Raw genomic sequence first — 22065 nt, forward strand, 5'->3', positions numbered from 1 at the left:
CGACCGCGGACTAGTCCAGTTCGCCGTACTCGTCGAACCAGTGCGCCAGTTTGCCGCGCCGGCTGACGGCCCGCAGCCTGGCTTCGGCTGCCGCCCGCGTCTTGCTCGTGGTGACGATCAGCAGTTCGTCGCCGGCCGCGATCCGCGTGTCGGGCTCCGGGACGAAGGTGTGGCCATTGCGGATGATCAGCGTGATGACCGCCGGGTCCGGCAGGCGCAGCTCCAAGATGGTGACGTTGTGCAGGCGCGACGGCCGCTGCACGGTCATGGTCAGCAGTTCCGCGTCGAGCATGTCCAGCGGGGCGGCCTCGACCTGGATCTCGCGGGTTGCCTCGCGCGATATCAGTCCCAGGATCCGGGCGATCGGGCGCAGGCTGGGGCCCTGGATCAGGGTGAAGACCACCACCAGTACGAAAACGATGTTGAGCAGCCGGTGACTGCCCTCCACACCGGCGACGATCGGGAAGGTGGCCAGCACGATCGGGACCGCGCCACGCAGTCCCGCCCAAGACAGGAAGACCTGGTCGCGCCAGGGGATGCGGAACCAGATCAGTGAGACCACCACCGACAGCGGCCGGGCAACCAGCAGCAGGACCAGGCCGATGACGATCGCCGGAAAGACGTCCGGCGCCAATTCGTGCGGGTTCACCAGCAGGCCGAGCAGCACGAACAACCCGATCTGCGCCAGCCAGCCGACGCCTTCGGCGAACGATCGGGTCGCCGACCGGTGTGGCAGGCCGGAGTTGGCCAGTACCACCGCGGCTAGATAGGCGGCGATGAAGCCGCTGGCGTGGGCGTCGCCGGCGGCAGCGAACGCCATCAAGCCGAGCCCGAAGGTGGCGATCGGGTACAGGCCGGAGGCCGGCAGCGCGATGCGCCGCAGGCCCAGCGCTCCCAGATAGCCCACCACCAGACCGATCGCCGAACCGCCGAGCAGTTCGTAGACCAAGCCGGTGACGGCACCTTCCGGTTCGAACACGAACGGCACCACGCTGAACATGAGCACGAGGATCACGCCGGGGGCGTCGTTGAACCCCGACTCGGCTTCCAGCAGTCCGGCCAGGCGCCGCGGCAGCGGCAACACCCGTAACACCGAGAACACCGCCGCGGCGTCGGTGGACGACACGATGGCGCCGAGCAGCAGCGCGAGTTGCCATTGGATGCCGAGCAGCAGGTGCGCGCCCACCGCCGTCACCAGCGTGCTGATCAGCACGCCGAGGGTGGCCAGCGCGCCGGCGGGCGCCAGCACTTTACGGATGTCGCCGAACCGGGTCGTCAGACCGCCCTCGACGAGAATCACCGCCAGCGCCGCGGTCCCGACGTTGCGGGCCAACAGCGCGTCGTCGAATTTCAGCCCCAGCCCGTCCTCGCCGATCACCACCCCGACCATCAGGTAGAGCAGCAGGCTGGGGAAGCCCACCACGGTGGCCACCCGGGTACCGACAATGCTGGCCAGCAGCACGAGGCCACCGATCGACACGATCAGGTACAGCTGTTCCAGGGTCATTCTTTCCCGTTCGACATGAGCAGCGGTTACCGCGGTTTGCCAGGTGAGGGTGCCGATTTCGGCGTCTTGTCAGTAAATCAGCCCGGACCGAGTGGTCGCTCGGCGCACAGCGGGCACAGCCGAGCTGCTGCCGATACGCAAAGATGATCACGTGACGACACGCAAGTTGCGAATCGGGATTGCCGGAGCCGGCAATGTCGGGCGTTCCGTCGCGCAGGAATTGCTGGACAACGGGCACAAGGTGTTGCTGATCGAGCGGGAGCGCCGCAATTTCGTGCCGCACAAGGTCCCGGACGCGGACTGGCTCAACGCGGACGCCTGCGAGATGACCGCGTTGCAGGAGGCCGGCGTGCAGACCTGCGATGTGGTGATCGCCGCCACCGGTGACGACAAGGCCAACCTGGTGGTGGGCCTGCTCGCCAAGTCCGAGTTCGGCGTGCCGCGGGTGGTGGCGCGGATCAACGACGTCCGCAACGAGTGGCTGTTCGGGCAAGCCTGGGGCATCGACGTCTCGGTCTCCGCGCCCGGCGCCATGGTCGCCGGCATCGAGGGTGCCATCGACGTCGGTCACCTGGTGCGGCTGATGGGCATGCGGGAGGGCCGGACGGCGCTGACGAAGCTGACGCTGCCCGCCGACAACCCGACTGTCGGGCAGCGGGTCGACGAGCTGGACTTGCCGCACAACACCGCGCTGGTCACCGTGGTGCGCGGCGACGAGGTGATCGCTCCCCGGGGCGAGGATGTGCTGGAGGCGGGCGACGAGTTGCTGTTCATCGCCGACAACGCACGCGAGCGCGCGCTGTGGGCCGCCGTCAACCGGATCAAGCCGGCGCCGCGGATGCCGATGCGCCACGACGCATGGTGAGGTGCCTGGGTGTCGGTCCCGCTTGGATCACCACCGCACGTCCAGGGGAAGATCCGACCCGCATCGAGGCGGAGACCGTTCGCCGATTGCTCGACGACGTCGGTCTGGCCTCGATGATCGACGTGCACACCCATTTCATGCCGAAACGCGTGCTCGACAAGGTGTGGGCCTACTTCGACGGCGTCGGCCCGCTGACCGGGCGGCCGTGGCCCGTCGCCTACCGGCACGACGAGCAGGCGCGGGTGGCGGCGCTGCGGGACTTCGGGGTGGTGGCCTTCACCTCGCTGCTCTACCCGCACAAACCGGACATGGCCGAATGGCTCAACTCCTGGTCTGCCCAATTCGCCGCTGCCACACCGGATTGTCTGCACACCGCCACGTTCTACCCCGAACCCGGCGCGGCCGACTACGTGTCACGTGCCATCGCCGACGGGGCCCGGGTGTTCAAGGCCCACGTGCAGGTCGGCAACTATTCGCCGAAAGATCCGCTGCTGGAACCGGTTTGGGCGGTCCTGGAGCGAGCCGGCGTCCCGACGGTGATCCACGCCGGATCCGGCCCGACACCGGGCACCTTCACCGGCCCGCAACCGGTCGCCGATGTCCTGGACCGCCACCCGGACCTGAAGCTGATCATCGCGCACCTGGGCATGCCCGAATACCGCGAGTTCATCGACCTCGCCCAGCAGCACGCCGGGGTGTATCTGGACACCACGATGGTGTTCACCGACTTCACCGAAGAGTTGCACCCCTTCCCCCGCGCGGAGCTGCCCCGGCTGCTCGAAGTGGCCGACAAGGTGCTCTTCGGCAGCGACTTTCCCAACATCCCCTACCCGTACCATCACGCCGTCGAATCGGTCGTCGCGCTCGGGCTGGGTGACCAGTGGAGCCGAAAGGTATTGTTTCACAATGCTTTTGAATTGTTCAACTGAGTCTGCGCAGCAACTCGGCCGCCGCATGCCGGCCGCTGAGTAAGGCGCCGTGCACGGTGGCCGGGTTGTCCACGCCGACGGCCTCGCCGGCCAGGTAGAGCCGGTCGCTGATCGGTTCCTGCAGTCGCCGACGATCGTCGAGACCGGAGCCGGGAGCGTGATAGGAATACGAGCCCAGTGCGTAAGGGTCGTTGGACCAGCCAGAGGAACGGACCTCGGTGACGTCGGTGTCGAACAGCGCCCGGGCAATCGGCATCGCCCCGGACAGCAACTCGCCCGCCGGCGCCGACTCCACCTGCCGGCCACGCCGACCGGCGTTGAACGCCAACACAATCGGGCCGGCGGCGGCGGACAGCGTGAACCACTGCGCCCACCTGCCGGGCTCGGAACCCAGGTACTGGAAGAATGCGTTTTCGGCGTCCCAGGTGCGTTGCCGGAAACGGAAGTAGCTCTTGGACAGCACGCCGAATCCCAGCGCGTCCACCGCGTGCGCGTGGCCGTCGGGTAGGGGTGGGTCGAAGATGATCTTGCCGGATTTGAGCACGCCGAGCGGAACGGTGAGGATCGCGGCCGGGCCTTCGAACGTCTGCCCGCCGGCCCGCACCATCACCGAGTTGCCTTTGCGCACAACAGCATCCACCGCCGTGTTCAGGCTGATCGGCAGGCCGTCGGCCAGCAGTCGCGGCAGCGCGTCGTAACCGCTGGTGATCACCGCCTGCGGTCCGCCGGTGTAGGTGCCCAGGTCGAACGTCGTCGCGGACAGCTGGTCTGCGTCGGCGGCGTACTCGTCTTCGATCTCGGTGGTGACGTAGTAGGCGAGTGCGGCGCGGTCCCGATCGGAGAGCCCGACGGCCTCGGCGTCGATCGCGGCGCTCAGCGTGCCCCCGTCGGTGTCGTCGCGCGCATCGGACACCAGCGTGCGCCAGGTCTTCGCGTCGTAGGTCATCGGCTGCAGGCGGGGATCGATGGCCAGTTTCACCGGCCGGTTGTAGTCGGTGGGCACGACCTGCGCCTGCACTTTCCGCGTCAATTCCAGTAGCGGATTGTCGGTTGTGCCGTGGATCCACGAGGCGCCCATTTCCAGCGGCGTTCCCCAGTCGCGGCTGGTGTACACCCGGCCGCCGATCCGGTTGCGGGCCTCGATCACCCGCACCGGCCGGCCCGCGTCCGCCAGGCTGCGGGCCGCCGCCAGACCGGCCATGCCGGCGCCGACGATCAAGATCGACCCGGTGTCCGGTGGTGCGGTGCTCGTGTTCTCGCTCTGCGGCCGCGGCCTTGCGCACCCTGCCAGCAGGGCGGATGCCGTCAGGAAACCCCGACGCGACAGGGACACGGGTGTCAGGGTCTCACATGCCGTTACCGGATCGTGTTCTGAGAACGTGACAGAGCGCACATTACGTTCAGGTAAAATCGTGCGCATCTGGAGGGCGGCAACGGTGCCGCGTCCAAGTGGGGAGCGGCAATGAATGCTCGACAGGCCACCCGTGCTTTACCGGCGGGCCGCGCCCTGACGGTCCGCGCGGCGGACGGTACGCCCCTGCACGCCGAGGTATTCGGACCGGCAGACGGCTACCCCATCGTTTTGACCCACGGCTTCGTGTGCGCCATCCGCGCCTGGGCCTACCAGATCGAAGAGTTGTCCACCGACTTCCGGGTCATCGCGTTCGACCACCGTGGCCACGGTCGCAGTGGACTCCCGCGCCGCGGTGGCTACAGCCTCAATCACCTTGCCTCCGACCTCGATTGCGTGCTGGAGGCGACGCTCGCGCCGCACGAGCGCGCGGTGATCGCCGGGCACTCGATGGGCGGGATGACCATCCAGGCGTGGTCGCAGCGCTACGGGCACAAGGTCGCTCGCCGCGCCGATGCCGTGGCGCTGATCAACACGGCCAGTGGCGATCTGCTGCGCAAAATCCGGTTCCTCTCGGTGCCACGCGGCCTGTCACCGGCCCGGGTCATGGCCGGGCGGACGCTGATCAGCGCGGTCGGCGGAGTCCCGCTGCCCAACGCCGTGCGGATCCCGGCCCGCTACCTGGTGGCGCTGATGGCGACCGGCGCCGAGGCGCATCCCGACGTGGTCAAACTGGTCTACGAGATGTTCGCGCAGACGTCACCGGCTGGGCGCGGGGGCTGCGCCCGGATGCTGGTGGGCGAGGTGGGGTCGCGGCACCTGAGCCTGGCGGGCCTGACGGTGCCGACCCTGGTCATCGGCAGCGAACGCGACCGCCTGACGCCGATCGGCCAGTCCCGCAAGATCGCCCGTACCGCACCCAACGTCGTCGATCTGGTCGAGCTGCCCGGCGGGCACTGCTCGATGCTGGAACAGCCGGCCGCGGTGAACGCTCAGTTGCGCGCCCTCGCTGAATCCGCGCTGGCGCGCCACGAGCTGCGGCGGATCAGCTCATAGCACGGCGGCGACCTCGGCGGCGGCGCGCCGGCCGGATCTGACGGCGCCGTCGAAGTACCCGGTCCACTCGTCGGCGGTCTCGGTGCCGGCCCAGTGAATGGGCCCGACCGCCGTGCGCAGCAGCCGACCGTATTTCGTCCACGACCCCGGCGGTACCGCGGCGGTCGGACCGCCCGGCGCGAATTCCTCTGTACCCCAACGGAAGTCGGTATAGTCCAACGGCTTGAGCGCTGCTTCGCCGTACACCGAGGCGAAGCAGCGCAGCGCGTCGCGGCGCCGTTGGTCACTCGGCAGCGAGTCGAAAGCGCGGGCATCGACGAAACCCAGCAGAATCCCCGGCCCGTCGTCGTGCGGGCTGACGTCGAAGGTGATGAACACCGGTCCCCGGTCCAACAGCGCCTGTCCCGACAGACCGTCGGCGCGCCAGAACGGCGTCTCGTAGGCCGCATACGCCTTGCTCAGCCGGCCCTGCGGCCACTGCCGGGCCAGCTCGGCGTATTCGGGTGGCAGCGGGGGATCGAACTCGATATCGGCCCGGTGGGCGGGCGGGATCGCGACGATGACGAATCCCGCCTCGGCTTCACCCCGATCGGTGCTCACCGTCACGCCCGATCCGTGCCGTCGGATGCGGTGGACCGGGGCGTCCAGCACCACGCGGTCGCCGAGCTCGGCCGCCGCCCGATCGGCGATCTGCTGGGTACCGCCCGGGATCAGGTCCTGTTGCGCGCCGTTTTCGACGTCGAGCAGCCGGTCCAGGCCGCCGGCGGCGCGCACGTAGCGGGCGGCGTGCAGCATTGACACCTCGTCGGGCTCGCACCCCCAGGTGACCCGGGACATGATCGCCATCAGATCCAGGGAGGACTTGGTGGCCCGCGCCATGGCAAGCCACTGAGCCAGTGAGATGTCGTCCAGCTGCCTGGCCCGCTTGGCGTCCCACGGCGCCGAAATCGGAATGCTGCGGGCGAGCCGTTCGAACTGCCATTGCAGCCGGCCGATGTCGAGCAGGCCCACCAGCGACAGCCGAGGAATGGTGCCGCTGTAGGCGCGAGCGGCGCCGCGCCAGAAGATCACGTTCTTGCCGTCGTGATAGGTGGGGGTGGTGGGTACGCCCAATTCAGCGGCCAGCGCCAGCACGGCGTCCTGGGTGGGGCCCACGAACGACCCGCCCAGGTCGACGGGTAGTCCCGCGACATTGCCGGTGAACGAGCGGCCCCCGACCCGGTCGCGGCCCTCGAAGACCAGGACGTCGTGACCCTGCTGGGTCAGCTCACGGGCGGCGGTCAGACCGGCGAAGCCCGCGCCCACCACGACAACGTCGACGTCCCACGAGGCGTTTGTCACGCCCTACAGTGAACCGCATCCGGACCGGATTTACGGCGCAACCGTCAACCAGTCGGCGAAGCCGGACGGGTCGTGGCGGCCCAGCGCGCCGTGCTCATAAAGTCCCCAGCCTTGCACCGGTTTCCCGTCGCCGTCCCGGCACACCGCGCGCCCGACGTGGTCGATGACGCCGAATCCGGACCGGGCGACGATGGCGGCGTCGGTCATGTCGTAGGTGAGCCGTTCGACGAACTTCTCGCCCTTCCACACCCCGTGCAGCCAGTCCGAGTCGCCGCCGTAGCCGCCGCCGACGTGGATCGGCACCGGCAGTTTGGACTCGACGTCCAAGTGCACCGGCGTGCCGTCCGGAGTCGTCGCGTCGATCGTCGCCCCGGTCGGAATCCGGGTGCCGGAGCGGTAGTGGATCTTGACCCGCGGCCAACCCAGCTGCTCGACTCGGCCGTCCCGCCACACCCGGGTGCAGTCGTTGAGCGAGCGGAACCCGTTGGGCTCCTCCTGGATGATCAGCACGATTGCGAACTCGTCGAACGCCATCGGTACGTACAGCCACCACATGCCCTCGAACGGGGGGTCGGCGGGACGGCCGGCGGGCTCGGGCTCCCCGATCGGGCGGATGCCCCAGGATCGGTCCCGGCTGCCGATCCACACGGCGGGGTCGACGGCGATGTCCTGCCCGTCGATCGCGAGGTGCCCGCTCCAGCTGCCCAGCTGGGCGAACCGCTGTGCGTGGAGGGTCATCCGGTTTCCCGCGCGCAGGATGTGCGGTTGCTCCTGGACGACGTCGAACAGTCCTTGCCAGGTGAGATCGGCTGCAATGCCCTCGGTTTCGTCGAGCACGATGCGCAACTTGCGCAGCGGTTCGATGACCTCGACCCGGTAGCTGTTCACATGCTGGTTGAGCCGGTCCTGGTCGATGGCGTCGGACAGGTGCACGGCGGTCTGCGTGTCACCGCGCCGGACGAGCAGAAACGCGTCCTTGACTCCGAGATTGGGGTAGTAGCCGATGCCGGAGATCACGAAGATGTCGCCGGTGCGGTCATGGGCGTTGAAATAGGAGCGGTCGTAGAAGTTGCGGTCGGAGGAGCCGGGCCAGGCGATCGGCTGCGGCACCTGGTGGACCGGATACTCGTCGAGTGGTCCGAGCATTAACTTTCCTCTCCGATAAGGCGTTTCATCAGTCCGGCATGGTAGAAGAGCGACTCGACGTCCTCGGGTTTCTCGGCCTCGCCGAAATGGACGCGCCGGGCTCCGGTGCGCATGAAGACGCAGGCCCACATGATCCCGGAATACACATAGAACCAGTGCAGGTCGTCGAGTTGCACGCCGGTGAGTTGCCGATAGGTGTCGCGCACGTCTTCCTCGCGCATCACCTGGGGTAGCCCGGGTAGTCCGGCGAGGCCGGCGAGTTCCTCGAAAACCTTGTGCGCGAAGATCATCCAGGCGACGTCGAGTTCGCGCGGGCCCAGCGACACCATCTCCCAGTCCAGCACCGCCACCGGTTCGAAGTTCCGGTACAGCACGTTGCCCACCCGGGCGTCCCCCCACAGCAGCACCGGCTCGCGTGCGTCGGCCGCGTCGGGCCAATTGGCTTGCAGCCATTCGAAACTGCGCTCCACCAAGGGTGATCGGCCGATGTCGGGGACGGCGAAGTCGTACCAGGATTTCACCCAGCTGAAGTGCTTGCGCAGGGCGGTGTCGCCGGTCAGTTTGGCGGTGAGGAAACCAAATGTCTTGTCGGCGTGCGGGATCGAGTGCAGCGTCGCCAGCACTTTCACCGACGCGTCCTGCAGCCTGCGCTGTTGTTCGACCGGGGCGTCGGCGAACCAGTTGCCGCCGAACGTGTAGGGCATCACGTCGGGCGGTACTTCGCCGTCGATGTAGTCCATCAAGAAGAACGGCGCACCCAGCACGTCACCGGTGTTCTCGATCCAGCGCACCCGCGGCACTGGAACGTCGGTGAGTTCGCCGACTTGGCGGATCACCTCGAATTGGTGGTCGAGTCGGTAGGTCGGGAAGACCGGGACGTCCTGGGCGGTGGGGGCCACCCTGGCCACGAGCTTCTGCGCGGTGCCGGCGAAGCGCGCCGTCAGGATGATGGTCTCCGACGACATGCCGGTCGAGTCCACGCCGCTTTCTACGGTAATCTCGGGCCTCTCGGGCAGCACGGTCGATAACCACTGCGACATCAACTCCGGAACGGTGGTGGTATCGCGGCTCGAGCGTTGCATACGGCCGACATCTTCGACCGCCGGTTCATTGGCCACGGGTATTCCTTCGCGAGATAATTACGATACGGTAGGTAGCGTTATGAAAGCAGACCTGCCATCCCTTGACAAGGCCCCCGGCGCCGGGCGGCCCCGAGATCCCCGCATCGACTCGGCCATCTTGGCAGCAACCGCCGAACTGCTTGTGCAGATCGGCTATTCGAACCTCAGTCTGGCCGCCGTCGCCGAACGGGCCGGGACCACCAAGTCGGCGCTGTACCGACGGTGGTCGAGCAAGGCGGAGTTGGTTCACGAAGCCGCCTTCCCGGTGGCGCCGACCGCGCTGACCACGCCGGCCGGTGATTTCGCCGCCGACATTCGATTGATGTTCGAAGCCACGCGGGACATCTTCACCACCCCGGTGGTGCGTGCCGCGCTGCCCGGCCTCATGGCGGACATGACCGCCGACCCGGAACTGAACGCCAGGGTGATGGCACGCTTTGAAGGTCTTTTCGAAGCGGTCCGGGTGCGACTGCGCGAAGCCATCGAGCGCGGGGAAGCCCATCCCGATGTCGATCCCGGCCGGCTCATCGAATTGATAGGTGGCTCCACCATGCTGCGGATGCTGTTGTATCCGGAATTGGACGACACCTGGGTGGAGCAGACCACCGCGATCGTGGTGCACGGGGTCAACCGATGACCGCGATCGTCACCGGCGCCAGCCGCGGCCTCGGGCGGGCGATCGCGCTGGCGCTGGCCGCCGACGGCGAGGCGGTGGCCGTCGTCGGGCGTACCGAAGCAGTCTGGGACGACCGGCTGCCCGGAACCATCGGCGAAACCGTCGCCGAGATCGAGTCCGCGGGAGGCCGGGCGATCGCGGTGCGGGCGGACCTGACCGACCGTGAGGATATCGGCCGACTTGTCGCGGAGGCGCGGAATGCGTTGGGGCCCATCTCGATTCTGGTGAACAATGCCGCCTTCACCGCGCCGGGGCGTCCGGGGGCCACGCCGCGACCGAAGGCGCCGAAGTCGACCGAAAGCAAACCCGGCTGGCCCGGTTTCGTCAGCACCCCGCTCGCGGCCTACCGCCGGCACTTCGAGATCTCGATCTTCGCCGCCTACGAGCTGATGCAACTGGTCGCCCCCGACATGATCACCGCGGGCGGCGGCTCGATCGTCAACATCACCTCGATCGCCTCGCGGATGCCGGGCAATGGGCCCTACCCCGACCGCAGTGCCGGGGTGCTGCCCGGCTACGGCGGATCCAAGGCCGCACTGGAGCACCTCACGCAGTGCGCCGCATTCGACCTCGCCGACCACAACATCGCGGTGAATGCGCTGGCGCCGTCCAAGCCGATCATGACGCCCGGCCTGTCCTACTATGCCCACGGCTTCGACGAGGAAAGCTCCGCCGAGGAATTCGCCCAAGCCGCTGTGCAATTGGCGCGCGTCGACCCCAGCGTGGTGACCGGGCGCACCATCGGTCACCATCAGGTGCTCGACGGCAGCTTCACCCCGTTCGCGGTGTGACCGCGCATTAGGCGGCATGGCGGTCGGTCAGCGTGATGCTGATGGCTGTTTCGATTTCGCTGATATCGAATTTCGGATAGATCGGTGGCGCGGACGATTGGTACCGCGCACCGGTCGGCGTCGCGTATTCGGCGGTGTGGGTGCCGTTTTCGTCATGGGTGATGACGGCCCAGCCGGGTGACTCTTTGAGGTAATTGCAGTGTTCGCACAGTCCCAGGCCGTTGGTGGCGGTGGTGGGTCCGCCGCGCTTGCAGGGTTGGGCGTGGTCGCGGTGGCGGATGGGGGCGTCGCAGTAGGGGGTGCGGCAGGTTTGGTCGCGCAGGCCGATGAAGTCGGCCAGGCCGCGCGGGAAGGTGCGGGACCGCGATTCCAGGGCGACCAGGGCGCCGGTGGCAGGACTGGCATAGAGCCGGCGCAGCGTCGCCTTGGACTTCCGGTCGGCCACCGCGCTGGTCACCATGTTGCGGGCCACTGCGGCGGGGATGGGTCCGTAGCCCTCGAGGACGGCCGGCGCGGTGTCGTCGCCGAGCAGCGCCTGATCGGAGATCACCAGGTTGACCGTCACCGGTGCCGTTGCGCTGGCGGGGGTGCCGGTGACGCGCTCAACCAAAGTGTCGGCCATCACCTGCCCACGTGAGCGGCCGTCGAAGGTGGTGTCGGCGGCGCGGCGCAGCGCCGCGTAGACGCCCACACCCTGGGCTACCGGCAGTAGTGCGCTGATCCAGGTCATCATGTCCGGGGCCGGCCGGGTGGTGACCGTGCGCTCCTCGACCGCTTTAGCAGCGCGATCGACGACCGCGTGCGGGTCCAGACGGTAAGCAATCGTCTTTGCGGCGGCGGTGATGCGCCGATCACCCATGCCGGCCAACGCCGCCGCGTCAGCGCACAGCTCGGCGTCGAGCCTGCGTCGATCTTCGAGGTCCAGGCAAGCTGATTCGCGCACGATCAACGTCGCGCGCCATTCCGAGAGCGCCCCGGATTCCAGGGCGGCCAGGGTGTGGGGCATTTCGTGGACCAGGGCTTTGGCGAACCCGAGGTGGCGACCGCCGCGGTTCGGGGAGTCGTGGCGGGCCAGGGCGACCTCGCTGGCCACCCCGCGGCCCCGCTTGCCCGCGGGCACCCCGGCGGCCGCCTCGGTAGCGCGCCGCGCGGCATCCAGGGCCGCCGCCGCGCGGGCCTGCCCGGCCGCCGCGGCGCATTTGATCTGCTCGAGCTCGGTGATCCGCGCGATCAACTCGGCCTCACCGGCTTCCGCCGGCAACCCCGCTAAGTCAAGCGATTCGCACATATGTTCGACTATACACGATTGCGCGACAAAGTGCTGTGACAACGCCCCACCCCGGGGCTAGCCTTCGGCTATGGGGCGAGTCGACAAGCCCACCGCGCGTGTCATCGCGGTGATCGCCCTGCTGATTCTGGTGGCCGCGGCCCTGCGCGGCTACCTGCCGGCCCACCACGGATCGCGCTTGAGAGAATCGGGCGGCAGCCCGGCCGCGCTGATGATCCTCGCCGCGGCCCTCGCTGCCACTCTGGCTCTGTTGGCGTTCTCGATCATTGTCCGACTGCGAGATCCGCGCGCGGTGGCGTCCAGCGCCGGTGCGCTGCCGGAAATGCTGGGCGGCGGCGCCGGTCGGCCGAGTTGGCGCGTGATCGTGATTGCGGTCGGGGTGGTAGTGGCCTGGCTGGTGATCGCGCTGCTGCTGTCCCGATCATTCACCCCGCCCGATATCGCGCTCGACGCACCGCAACCCGACACCAATGCCACCCCGCCCGGAGCGGGCAACGCGCAGCCGCCTCGCCCGCCGGCCCCACGCCAGAACACCGGCGACATCCTCGGCGTCCTGCTCGTCACAGCTCCGCTGTTGCTAATGATGTTCGTCGGCGGGATCTTTGCCGCCCGACGCCGTACACCCGTCGCGACAACGCCACCAGCCCCCGACCGCGACATCCCACAGTCGCCCGAAGCCGCCGCCGAATCGCTTGCGCGTGCAGCCGAAGTCGGGTTGGCCGAGATGGCCGATCTCAGCCGCGACCCTCGCGCTGCCATCATCGCGTGTTACGCGGCGATGGAACGTGAGCTGGCCAACGTGCCCGGCGCGGCCCCACAGGACTTCGACACTCCCACCGAAGTGCTGGCCCGTGCCGTCAAACACCAAGCACTGCAAGCTGATAACGCCATCCAGTTGGTGAGCCTGTTCGAGGAGGCGCGGTTCAGTCCGCACGTCATGGGTGAGGAGCACCGCGAAACGGCGGTACATGTGCTCGAGCTGGTTCTTGCCGAAATAGCGCCGCGATCGGCCATGCGATGAGGAAGCTTGTTGCGCTTGGCGTTTTGCTCGTGGTCGGTATCGAGCTGCTGGCGCTGTTGATGCAGAACCGCACTCTGGTGCTCGCCGCGTCCGGTGTAGGTGTGGCTCTGGTGTTGCTCAACATTCGCAAACTGCTGGGGAGCCCCAACGATCCTCCGGACGACGAGAGTGCCGACGATTCGGGCGACGCTCTGCGTCGCTGGGTAGCCAGCACCGAGACCACGATCCACTGGTCGGAGTCCACTCGCGCGGACTGGGACCGGCACCTGCGGCCAATGTTGGCCCGTCGTTTCGAATTGGCGACCGGCCAACGGCGGGCCAAGGACCCGGCTGCTTATGCCGCAACCGGTGAGATGCTCTTCGGGCCGCAGTTGTGGGTATGGGTGAATCCCAACGACATCGGGCATCCGGGTAACCGCCAGCACCCCGGGCCGGGCCGGGCGGCACTCGAGGAGATTCTGCGAAGGTTGGAGCAGGTATGAATGCGGAGCAGGCATGAGTACGCCGGCCACCATGCCGGCGGGCCAGACCACTGCCAATTGCGAAGCGGTACTGTACGAGATCGAACGCCTCGTGGTGGGCAAACGTTCGGCGTTGACGCTGATCCTGACGGCGGTGCTGGCGCGGGGTCACGTGCTGATCGAAGATCTCCCCGGGCTCGGTAAGACGCTGATAGCAAGGTCTTTCGCCTCGGCATTGGGCCTGGAATTCACCCGGGTGCAGTTCACCCCAGACCTGTTGCCGGCCGATCTGCTGGGCTCGACCATCTACGACATGCAATCCGGCCGGTTCGAGTTCCGTCGTGGACCGATCTTCACCAATCTGCTGCTGGCCGACGAGATCAACCGCACGCCTCCCAAGACGCAGGCCGCGCTGCTCGAGGCGATGGCCGAGGGGCAGGTGAGTATCGACGGCCAAACTCACCGTTTGCCAACCCCTTTCATCGTGTTGGCCACTGACAACCCGATCGAGTACGAGGGCACCTATCCGTTGCCCGAGGCGCAGCTGGACCGATTCGCCATCCGCCTGGAACTGCGCTATCTGTCCGAACAGGACGAGACCGCGATGCTGCGCCGGCGGCTGGATCGCGGCTCGGCCGAACCGACGGTCAACCAGGTGGTCGATGCGCACGACCTGCTGGCCATGCGCGAATCGGTCGAGCACGTCACTGTTCACCAGGACGTGCTGCATTACGTGGTGTCGTTGGCCACCGCCACCCGGCACCATCCGCAGGTGGCCGTCGGGGCCAGCCCGCGAGCCGAACTCGACCTGGTGCAACTCGCCCGCGCCCGCGCCCTGTTGCTGGGCCGCGACTATGTGATTCCCGAGGATGTGAAGGCACTCGCGATCGCCGCGGTCGCACACCGCATCACGTTGCGACCAGAGATGTGGGTGCGCAAAATCCAGGGTGCCGATGTACTTGGAGAACTGTTGCGACGCTTGCCGGTTCCCCGTGCCCATGGCAGGCCGGCGCCCGGGTGAGCGAAGCGGAGGTGCAGTTCCGCTGGCGCGCGGCACGATTGACGCTGGCGATCGCAACCTGCGCCGGAGTTGCGCTGGCCGCCGCGGTGATGGCCGGCCGCTGGCAGCTGATCGCATTCGCCGCCCCGTTGCTCGGGGTGTTGTGTTCGCTCGGTTGGCAACGGCCCGCCCCGGCGGTTCGCGTGCATGCCGAACCGGACCTGCAGCGCTGCTTCGAAGACGAGATATCGACGTTAAGAGTATGGGCGACAATCGATTCCGACGATGCCATGATCGAACTCACCGTCTCTGCGCCCGCTCCGATGCAACTCGAAGTGCAAGGCGGCGACGCGAAAGCGGTGACCGCGGTCGCCGATCGCTGGGGACGTTATCCCATCAGGGTCCGGGTCGACGTTCTCGCCCGCGGTGGGCTGCTGCAGGGTACCGGGACGGTCGACGCCGCTCACCTCATCGTCTTTCCCTTGACGCCACCGCAGTCCACTTCCATACCGCAGATCGACTTGCTCGACCGGTTGGGCGCCCACCTCACCCGCTACGTCGGTCCGGGCGTGGAATACGCCGACATTCGTCCCTACATTCCGGGTGACCAACTGCGCGCGGTGAACTGGCCGGTGAGCGCACGCCGCGGCCGGCTGCACGTGACCCAGCGACTCACCGATCGCGCCGCCGACGTCGTGGTGCTGATCGACAGGTATCAGCAGCCGGAGGGTCCGGCGACAGCGGCCACCGAACGCGTGGTGCGCGGCGCGGCGCAGGTGGTGCAGACCGCGCTGCGGCACGGCGACCGGGCCGGGATCGTCGCTCTGGGTGGCAATCGCCCGCGCTGGCTGGGCGCCGACATCGGGCAGCGCCAGTTCTACCGGGTGCTCGACACGGTGCTGGAAGCCGGCGAGCAGGTCGACAACGCCACCGGCACGCTGGCGCCGCGCGCCGCCGTCCCGGCCGGTGCGATCGTCATTGCGTTCTCCACGTTGCTCGACACCGAATTCGCCTTGGCACTAATCGATTTGCGTAGGCGCGGTCACGTGGTGGTCGCCGTCGACGTCCTCGACACCGCTCCGTTCCAAGGTGAGCACGACCCGTTGCTGCTGCGGATGTGGACGCTGCAACGGTCCGCGATGTACCGGGATATGGCGACCGTCGGGGTCGACGTGCTGTCCTGGCCTGCCGACCGAGCGCTGGAACAGTCGATGGGAACGTTGCCCGATCGTCGCCGTGGTGGGCAGCTGCGTGGACGGCGCTGAGATGCCGGCCCTCGCACGCAACGCACTGTCGACCGCGCCCGGACTGGCGATGGTCGGGTTGGCTGCGTTCGAGTCGCACGGGGCCGCCCTGGTGGTCGCGGCAGCGGCAGGGCTGATGGTGGGGCTGGGAACGGTGTACCGCTTCGCTGCGACTGGTGCGGTGCTGCTGACGGTGCTGGTGATTGTGCTCTTTGACGTCTCGCACATCCTGGTCGCGCTGTCCGGACTTTGCGCGGCGGCGTACCTGGTGAGTCGACACGCAACGGCTTCCTGGCCGACGACCGTTGCCGCTGTGGGGTTTACGTTCGTCGGCCTGGTGGCGACGTCGTTTCCGCTGCAGGTGCCGTGGTTGCCGTTGGTGGCTCCACTGGCGGTCTTGGCGATCTACGTGGTGGCGACGCGGCCCTTTCTGAGTTGATCTGACTCAATTCGCACGCGGTTTCGCTGATTCCCCGGAAATGGCGAATCGCCGGCCCTAATATCTTGAGCGACAGGGTCTTGCCGTTACTGGGGGGCTGTGGTTCTCGGGGAAGGGGATGGCCCGGTGAGTTTCTTCGGACTGCCGCCGGAGATCAATTCGTTGCGGATGTTCGCCGGTGCGGGGTCCGCGCCGCTACTGCAGGCGGCCGCGGCCTGGAATGGTTTGGCCGAAGAATTGTCGACGGCAGCGCAGACGTTCGCGTCGGTGACCACCGGGCTCACCGGGCAGGCCTGGCAGGGTGCTGCCGCGACGGAGATGTCAGCCGCGGCGGCGCCCTACGCCGGCTGGCTTTCGGCTGCTGCGACGCGGGCGTTGGACGCCGCGGCGTCGGCGCAGGCTGTGGTCAGCGCGTTCGAGGCGGCCCAGGCGGCGGTCATCCATCCGGTGGCCGTCGCGGCGAACCGGAATGCGTTCGTGCAGTTGGTGGTTTCCAACCTGTTCGGGCAGAACGCACCGGCGATCGCGGCCGCGGAGAGTATCTACGAGCAGTTCTGGGCCGCGGATGTGGCCGCGCTGGTGGGCTATCACGGCGGGGCGTCGGCGGCCGTCGCGGCGTTGCAGTCGTGGGGTTCGGCGCTGCAGAAGTTGCCGGTGCTGGGTCAGGTAGCTGCCGCGGCGGCGTCGAATGCTGCGGCCGTCATTCCCGACGTCAACACGGGGCTGGGCAATATCGGCTCATGGAACTTCGGTGGCGGCAATATCGGGGATTTCAACATCGGCAACGGCAACGCCGGCAACGTCAATTTCGGTAGCGGGAACACCGGCGCCACCAACTTCGGCTTCGGAAATTACGGGAACAGCAACTTCGGCTTCGGCAACTATGGTTCGATCAACTTCGGGCTGGGGAACCTGGGCAACCTGAACCTAGGCCTGGGCAACGACGGCAGCGGCAATGTCGGTTTAGGCAACATCGGCAACGGCAACTTCGGGTTCGGCAACACCTCCCACCCGGTCAATTTCGCAAGTGGCACGAATTTCGGCAGCGGCAACGCCGGCGCCTACAACCTGGGTAGCGGGAATCTCGGCTCCAACAACGTCGGTTTCGGCAACAAAGGGAACTTCAACTTCGGATTCGGTAACACCGGCAACAACAACATCGGCTTCGGACTCACCGGCGACAATCAGTTCGGCATCGGCGCGCTGAATTCAGGAATCGGCAACTTCGGTTTCGGCAACTCGGGAAACAACAACATCGGGTTCTTCAACTCCGGTGACGGCAACGTCGGTTTCTTCAACTCCGGCAATGGCAACTTCGGGTTCGCCAACGGCGGAGACACCAACACCGGGTTCTGGAACGGGGGCGTCACTAATACCGGCTTCGGCGACTCCGGCACACGGAATTTCGGCGTCGGCAACGCGGGTAATGCCAACGTGGGTTCGGGCAACGCCGGCACCTTCAACATGGGCTCGGGTAACGCGGGCCAGGACAACACCGGATTTTTCAACTCTGGTGACATCAACACGGGCTTCTCGAACGCGGGTTCGGTCAATACCGGCTTCGGCAACGCCGATGACACCAATACGGGCCTGCTCAACTCGGGCGACCTGAACACCGGCATCGGCAGTTCCACGACGCCCACCGGCGTCACCTCCTCCGGGGTCGGGAACACCGGCACCGGAAGCTCCGGCTTCTACAACTCGGCAAACGACTCGTCCGGCTACCACAACTCCGACACGAATCTCGGGTTGGGCCAGATTTCGGGCCTCAACAACACCAACACCTATGCCGTTGGCTTCAATAACTCGGGCTTTACCAGCGTGGGGATCGGCAATACCGGCACCAACAGCGTCGGCTTCTGGAATTCCGGCTTTGCGTCCTCGGGCATCTCGAACTCCGGCGACTTCAGCTCAGGCGTCGGCAACTCGGGCGCTTACAGCGCCGGTTTCTTCAACCAGGGCGATCACCAGGCGGGCATCTTCGGTCCCGCCGCCAGGCCGGCGTTCCTGCTCGATCTCGGACCGCTGGCACCGATCGTCTCCGCGGTGTCTGCGCCGACGCCGGTGACCGTGCCCGACATCAACACCGGGTGGGGCAATCTCGGCTCCTGGAATCTGGGAGGGGGAAACCTCGGCGACTTGAACTTCGGCAGCGGCAACGCCGGGAACGCGAACATCGGCAGTGGCAATATCGGCAACCTGAACATCGGCAGCGGCAACCAGGGCTTCTTCAACCTGGGCAGCGGCAACGACGGACATACCAATATCGGCAGCGGAAACGTCGGCACCCTGAACCTGGGTAGTGGCAACTTGGGCGACGGCAACTTCGGGTTGGGTAACAACGGCGGCGGAAACCTGGGCAACGGCAACCGCGGTTACTACAACTTCGGCAGCGGCAACCTCGGCTCATTCAACCTCGGCAGCGGCAACCTCGGCTCCAACAACGTCGGGTTCGGGAACAAGGGCATCGCGAATTTCGGATTCGGCAACTCCGGTAACAACAACGTCGGCTTCGGACTGACCGGCGACAACCAGTTCGGGATCGGTGCGCTGAACACCGGATCCGGCAACTTCGGGTTCGGCAACTCCGGCAACAACAACATCGGGTTCTTCAACTCCGGCAACGGCAATGTCGGGTTCTTCAACTCCGGCAACGGCAGCTTCGGCTTCGGTAACGCCGGCAGCACGAACACCGGTTTCTGGAACGCCGGCTCGCTGAACACCGGCATCGGTAACGCCGACTACGGTAACTTCGGGGTCGGCAATTCGGGCACATTCAACATGGGCATCGGCAACGCCGGGCAAGGGAATGTGGGATTCGGCAATACCGGTTCGTCGAACACCGGAAACTTCAACGCAGGAAACGTCAATACCGGTGACTTCAACTCCGGCTACTTCAACACCGGGTACGCGAACGCGGGTTTCAGCAACACCGGCCTGCTGAACTCCGGAGGCCTGAACACCGGTATCGGTAGCTCCACCACCCCGGTAGGGGTGACGTGGTCGGGCTTCGGCAACAACGGATTTGGCAGCTCGGGTTTCTTCAACACCGGTGATCACGCCTCCGGCTTCCAGAACATCATCACCGGTGCGGGCCTGTACACGTCCGGGTTCCACAACGTGGGGCCGTCGAACGTCGGTGTCAACAACGCCGGAAACTTCAATGTCGGCTGGTTCAACACCGGTTTCAGCTCCGTCGGCATCGAGAACTCCGGAACTGTCAGTACCGGAATCGGAAATGCGGGCAACCAGAGCAGCGGCTTGTCGAACTGGGGCAATGGCAGTGCGGGCGCGTACAACCGCAGCGACAACGTGGCGGGCATCTCCCGCTGACGCGGCGGGTGCCACCGCACACCGGCGACACGCCGGCCGCGATGACTAAGTAGGTGCGCCGACAACGTTTTCCATGACCGTCGCGCGTAAACCTGTGGATCTGCTGAGCGCCAGAAAAAGCCTGTCAATCGACCTACCCGAGAATCGGCATTCCATTAGAGTTCGGTGTGCAGGTCGTGTGGCTCGGGAGCTGCTCACGGGAGGCGGCGTCATCCGGCTTGGAGGGAGCACAGCCATGAGCTTTTTCGGATTGCCGCCGGAAATCAATTCACTGCAGATGTTCACCGGTGCGGGTTCCGAGCCGATGCTCGCGGCCGCGACCGCCTGGTCGGGTTTGGCCGACGAATTGGCAACGGCTGCAGAGTCGTTCGCGGGTGTCACGTCGGGGTTGACCGGTCAGGCTTGGCAGGGACCCGCAGCGGCGGCCATGACGGCCGCGGCCGCACCCTACACAAGCTGGCTGAGTTCGGCCGCCGCCCACGCCGCCGGTGCGGCAGCATCGGCCAACGCGGTGGTGAGTGCGTTCGAGTCCGCCCAAGCCGCCACCATCCATCCTCTCGCGGTGGCGGCCAACCGAAATGCGTTCGTGCAGTTGGTTGTATCGAATCTGTTCGGGCAGAATGCGCCCGCGATCGCGGCCGCCGAGAGCATCTACGAAGAGTTCTGGGCCGCCGATGTGGCGGCGCTGGTCGGCTACCACGGTGAGGCATCGGCGGCCGCTTCCGCCTTGGTGCCTTGGTTCAATGCCCTCGAGAGCCTGCCGAATCAGCTCGCCGGCGCGGCCACGGCCGCCATCCCCGCCAGCAACACCGGAATCGGCAACATCGGCTCATGGAACCTGGGCATCGGCAACATCGGCAACCTGAACCTCGGAAACGGCAACACCGGTGACGTGAACCTCGGTGCCGGCAACACCGGCAGCTACAACTTCGGCAGCGGCAACCTCGGCAACCTCAACCTGGGTCTGGGCAACTACGGCACCCAGAACTTCGGTCTAGGCAACTTCGGCAGCAGCAACATCGGTTTCGGCAACGGAAGCAGCTATTACAGCATCGACGTCAAGGCCATCGGGAACGTCGGCTTCGGCAATCTGGGCAACTACAACTTCGGCATCGGGAACGCCGGCAACTCCAACTTCGGCCTGGGTAACCTCGGCAACAGCAATCTCGGGTTCGGCAACCTGGGCAACAACAACTTCGGCTTCGGAAACCTCGGCAGCAACGACATCGGGATCGGCCTCAACGGCAGCAATCAGATCGGCATCGGCGGGCTGAACTCGCTCACCAGCGGATGGAACCTCGGGTTCGGCAACAACGGCACCGGTAACTTCGGCTTCGGCAACGCCGGCAACTACAACGTCGGTTTCGGCAACACCGGCAACAACGACTTCGGCATCGGGCTGACCGGCAACAACCAGTTCGGGTTCGGCGGGCTGAACTCGGGCAGCGGCAATGTCGGCTTCGGAAACTCGGGCAGCAACAACGTCGGCTTCTTCAACACCGGTAGCGGAAACGTCGGAATCTTCAACTCCGGCAACGGAAGCTGGGGCATCTTCAACTCGGGCAGCATCGACACCGGCATCGGTAACACCGGCATGCTGGACACCGGACTGTGGAATGCGGGTACCACCAACTCCGGGTCGTTCAACGCCGGCTCAATCAACATGGGCTTGGGCAACGCTGGCGCCAACAACATGGGGCTGATGAACCCGGGCACCTACAATCTCGGCATCCTCAACGCCGGCACGCTGAACGTCGGTTTGGTGAACGCCGGTATCGGCGATATGGGCAGCTTCAACTCGGGCGTGGACAACTGGGGCTTCGCCAACGCCGGCGGATTCAACCTGGGCGCCTTCAACTCCGGTGGTCCCGAGGTGCGGGACGCCAGCGGATACTCGCTGGGCTATGGCAACGTCGGATTCGCCAACACCGGCGCGACGAACACCGGCTTCGGCAACTCGGGCAACACCAACACCGGCTTCTGGAACTCCGGCAACCTGGTCACGGGCCTGGGCAACGCGTTCAACGTCACCCCGGCGGGGGCGACGAGCTCGGGCTTCGGCAACACCGGCACCGGCGATTCCGGCTTCCTCAACTCCGGCAACGGCAACGCCGGCTATGGGAACGCGGCCAACTACAGCATGGGCTTCATGAACTCCCAAGGCCAATCACAGGTGGGCTTTTACAACTCGGGCGCGGGCAGCAATGTGGGAGCCTGGAACTCGGGTAACGGTGGCAACGTCGGCTTCAACAACTCCGGCGCCGGCGACAACATCGGCTTCTTCAACTCGAACACCGACTCCGGCAATCCCGACGTCGGCTTCACCAATTCGGGTAACGGCAGCGCCGGGATCTCCAACTCCGGGACCGCCAACGCGGGTGTGCACAACACCGGGACGGGCAGCTCGGGGATCAGGAATTCGGGTACCAACAGCAGCGGTGGTTTCAACCAGGGCGACGGACAGTCAGGGTTCTTCCGCTAACCGGGCCCGCCGGG

Annotated in this window: 18 protein-coding genes; 12 read left to right on the top strand and 6 right to left on the bottom strand. The window is 66.6% G+C overall.

Features of this window, described 5'->3' with window-relative positions:
- Nucleotides 1–10: 10 nt before the first annotated feature.
- A complete protein-coding gene (locus MKCMC460_RS08525; protein WP_236981496.1) occupies nt 11–1507 on the bottom strand; it encodes a potassium/proton antiporter in 1497 nt (498 codons plus the stop codon).
- Between the two features lie 166 nt (nt 1508–1673).
- On the opposite strand from MKCMC460_RS08525, the gene MKCMC460_RS08530 reads away from it, so the two are divergent.
- Together MKCMC460_RS08530 and MKCMC460_RS08535 are read left to right on the top strand one after the other, a co-directional pair.
- A complete protein-coding gene (locus tag MKCMC460_RS08530; protein ID WP_236983884.1) occupies nt 1674–2372 on the top strand; it encodes a TrkA family potassium uptake protein in 699 nt (232 codons plus the stop codon).
- A gap of 113 nt (nt 2373–2485) precedes the next feature.
- On the top strand, nt 2486–3301 hold the full coding sequence (locus MKCMC460_RS08535) for an amidohydrolase family protein (RefSeq protein ID WP_236983885.1): 816 nt from the start codon (nt 2486–2488) through the stop codon (nt 3299–3301).
- On the opposite strand, the gene MKCMC460_RS08540 is transcribed toward MKCMC460_RS08535, so the two are convergent.
- Nucleotides 3294–4628: a flavin monoamine oxidase family protein gene (locus tag MKCMC460_RS08540; RefSeq protein ID WP_370653151.1), complete on the bottom strand. Its 1335-nt coding sequence runs from the start codon at nt 4626–4628 to the stop codon at nt 3294–3296. The two genes, MKCMC460_RS08535 and MKCMC460_RS08540, sit on opposite strands and share 8 nt — an antisense overlap.
- Nucleotides 4629–4763: 135 nt before the next feature.
- On the opposite strand from MKCMC460_RS08540, the gene MKCMC460_RS08545 reads away from it, so the two are divergent.
- Nucleotides 4764–5708 (top strand): alpha/beta fold hydrolase, encoded by a 945-nt coding sequence (locus MKCMC460_RS08545; RefSeq protein ID WP_236981497.1) that lies wholly within the window; start codon nt 4764–4766, stop codon nt 5706–5708.
- On the opposite strand, the gene MKCMC460_RS08550 is transcribed toward MKCMC460_RS08545, so the two are convergent.
- From MKCMC460_RS08550 to MKCMC460_RS08560, 3 genes are read right to left on the bottom strand one after another with little or no spacing between them, the layout of a single operon-like run.
- On the bottom strand, nt 5703–7049 hold the full coding sequence (locus MKCMC460_RS08550; RefSeq protein ID WP_236981498.1) for a flavin monoamine oxidase family protein: 1347 nt from the start codon (nt 7047–7049) through the stop codon (nt 5703–5705). The two genes, MKCMC460_RS08545 and MKCMC460_RS08550, sit on opposite strands and share 6 nt — an antisense overlap.
- Before the next feature lie 30 nt (nt 7050–7079).
- Nucleotides 7080–8195, bottom strand: coding sequence for a hypothetical protein (locus MKCMC460_RS08555; protein WP_236981499.1), 1116 nt, complete (start codon nt 8193–8195; stop codon nt 7080–7082).
- Nucleotides 8195–9313 (bottom strand): phosphotransferase family protein, encoded by a 1119-nt coding sequence (locus MKCMC460_RS08560; protein ID WP_238305556.1) that lies wholly within the window; start codon nt 9311–9313, stop codon nt 8195–8197. Before MKCMC460_RS08560 ends, MKCMC460_RS08555 begins: the two co-directional genes overlap by 1 nt.
- A 43-nt stretch (nt 9314–9356) precedes the next feature.
- On the opposite strand from MKCMC460_RS08560, the gene MKCMC460_RS08565 reads away from it, so the two are divergent.
- Nucleotides 9357–9953, top strand: a complete 597-nt coding sequence (locus MKCMC460_RS08565; RefSeq protein WP_236981501.1) for a TetR/AcrR family transcriptional regulator — start codon at nt 9357–9359, stop codon at nt 9951–9953.
- Nucleotides 9950–10783: an SDR family NAD(P)-dependent oxidoreductase gene (locus MKCMC460_RS08570; RefSeq protein WP_236981502.1), complete on the top strand. Its 834-nt coding sequence runs from the start codon at nt 9950–9952 to the stop codon at nt 10781–10783. The genes MKCMC460_RS08565 and MKCMC460_RS08570 overlap by 4 nt, the downstream gene beginning before the upstream one ends.
- Nucleotides 10784–10790: 7 nt before the next feature.
- Here MKCMC460_RS08570 and MKCMC460_RS08575 read toward each other — a convergent pair whose 3' ends face one another.
- On the bottom strand, nt 10791–12071 hold the full coding sequence (locus MKCMC460_RS08575) for an HNH endonuclease signature motif containing protein (RefSeq protein WP_236981503.1): 1281 nt from the start codon (nt 12069–12071) through the stop codon (nt 10791–10793).
- Between the two features lie 70 nt (nt 12072–12141).
- Here MKCMC460_RS08575 and MKCMC460_RS08580 point away from each other — a divergent pair, with 70 nt between their 5' ends.
- The 7 genes from MKCMC460_RS08580 to MKCMC460_RS08610 all read left to right on the top strand — a co-directional run bounded on the left by MKCMC460_RS08580 (nt 12142) and on the right by MKCMC460_RS08610 (nt 22051).
- Entirely contained in the window at nt 12142–13092 is a 951-nt protein-coding gene (locus tag MKCMC460_RS08580) for a DUF4129 domain-containing protein (RefSeq protein WP_236981504.1), read from the top strand.
- Nucleotides 13089–13574, top strand: coding sequence for a hypothetical protein (locus tag MKCMC460_RS08585; protein WP_236981505.1), 486 nt, complete (start codon nt 13089–13091; stop codon nt 13572–13574). Before MKCMC460_RS08580 ends, MKCMC460_RS08585 begins: the two co-directional genes overlap by 4 nt.
- Nucleotides 13575–13605: 31 nt before the next feature.
- Nucleotides 13606–14574, top strand: a complete 969-nt coding sequence (locus MKCMC460_RS08590) for a MoxR family ATPase (RefSeq protein WP_238305981.1) — start codon at nt 13606–13608, stop codon at nt 14572–14574.
- Nucleotides 14571–15818 carry a DUF58 domain-containing protein gene (locus MKCMC460_RS08595; RefSeq protein ID WP_236981506.1) on the top strand — a complete coding sequence of 416 codons (1248 nt, stop codon included), beginning with the start codon at nt 14571–14573 and terminating at the stop codon, nt 15816–15818. Before MKCMC460_RS08590 ends, MKCMC460_RS08595 begins: the two co-directional genes overlap by 4 nt.
- A gap of 1 nt (nt 15819) precedes the next feature.
- The gene (locus MKCMC460_RS08600) at nt 15820–16236 is read left to right on the top strand and encodes a hypothetical protein (RefSeq protein ID WP_236981507.1); all 417 of its coding nucleotides are present in this window, start codon (nt 15820–15822) and stop codon (nt 16234–16236) included.
- A 126-nt stretch (nt 16237–16362) separates the two neighbouring features.
- Nucleotides 16363–19569, top strand: a complete 3207-nt coding sequence (locus tag MKCMC460_RS08605; protein ID WP_236981508.1) for a PPE family protein — start codon at nt 16363–16365, stop codon at nt 19567–19569.
- Nucleotides 19570–19804: 235 nt separating this feature from the next.
- A complete protein-coding gene (locus MKCMC460_RS08610) occupies nt 19805–22051 on the top strand; it encodes a PPE family protein (RefSeq protein WP_236981509.1) in 2247 nt (748 codons plus the stop codon).
- The last annotated feature ends 14 nt before the right edge of the window (nt 22052–22065 follow it).

It is taken from the genome of Mycobacterium sp. 20KCMC460 (assembly GCF_022179425.1).
GTDB classification, from domain to species: domain Bacteria; phylum Actinomycetota; class Actinomycetes; order Mycobacteriales; family Mycobacteriaceae; genus Mycobacterium; species Mycobacterium kiyosense.

Excerpts from the sequence above, each read along its gene's own strand:
- MKCMC460_RS08565 (WP_236981501.1), top strand. The coding sequence starts at position 9,357 with ATGAAAGCAGACCTGCCATCCCTTGACAAGGCCCCCGGCGCCGGGCGG.
- MKCMC460_RS08535 (WP_236983885.1), top strand. The coding sequence starts at position 2,486 with ATGATCGACGTGCACACCCATTTCATGCCGAAACGCGTGCTCGACAAG.
- MKCMC460_RS08590 (WP_238305981.1), top strand. The coding sequence starts at position 13,606 with ATGCCGGCGGGCCAGACCACTGCCAATTGCGAAGCGGTACTGTACGAG.
- MKCMC460_RS08580 (WP_236981504.1), top strand. The coding sequence starts at position 12,142 with ATGGGGCGAGTCGACAAGCCCACCGCGCGTGTCATCGCGGTGATCGCC.
- MKCMC460_RS08570 (WP_236981502.1), top strand. The coding sequence starts at position 9,950 with ATGACCGCGATCGTCACCGGCGCCAGCCGCGGCCTCGGGCGGGCGATC.
- MKCMC460_RS08545 (WP_236981497.1), top strand. The coding sequence starts at position 4,764 with ATGAATGCTCGACAGGCCACCCGTGCTTTACCGGCGGGCCGCGCCCTG.
- MKCMC460_RS08555 (WP_236981499.1), bottom strand. The coding sequence starts at position 8,195 with ATGCTCGGACCACTCGACGAGTATCCGGTCCACCAGGTGCCGCAGCCG.
- MKCMC460_RS08600 (WP_236981507.1), top strand. The coding sequence starts at position 15,820 with ATGCCGGCCCTCGCACGCAACGCACTGTCGACCGCGCCCGGACTGGCG.
- MKCMC460_RS08575 (WP_236981503.1), bottom strand. The coding sequence starts at position 12,071 with ATGTGCGAATCGCTTGACTTAGCGGGGTTGCCGGCGGAAGCCGGTGAG.
- MKCMC460_RS08610 (WP_236981509.1), top strand. The coding sequence starts at position 19,805 with ATGAGCTTTTTCGGATTGCCGCCGGAAATCAATTCACTGCAGATGTTC.
- MKCMC460_RS08585 (WP_236981505.1), top strand. The coding sequence starts at position 13,089 with ATGAGGAAGCTTGTTGCGCTTGGCGTTTTGCTCGTGGTCGGTATCGAG.
- MKCMC460_RS08525 (WP_236981496.1), bottom strand. The coding sequence starts at position 1,507 with ATGACCCTGGAACAGCTGTACCTGATCGTGTCGATCGGTGGCCTCGTG.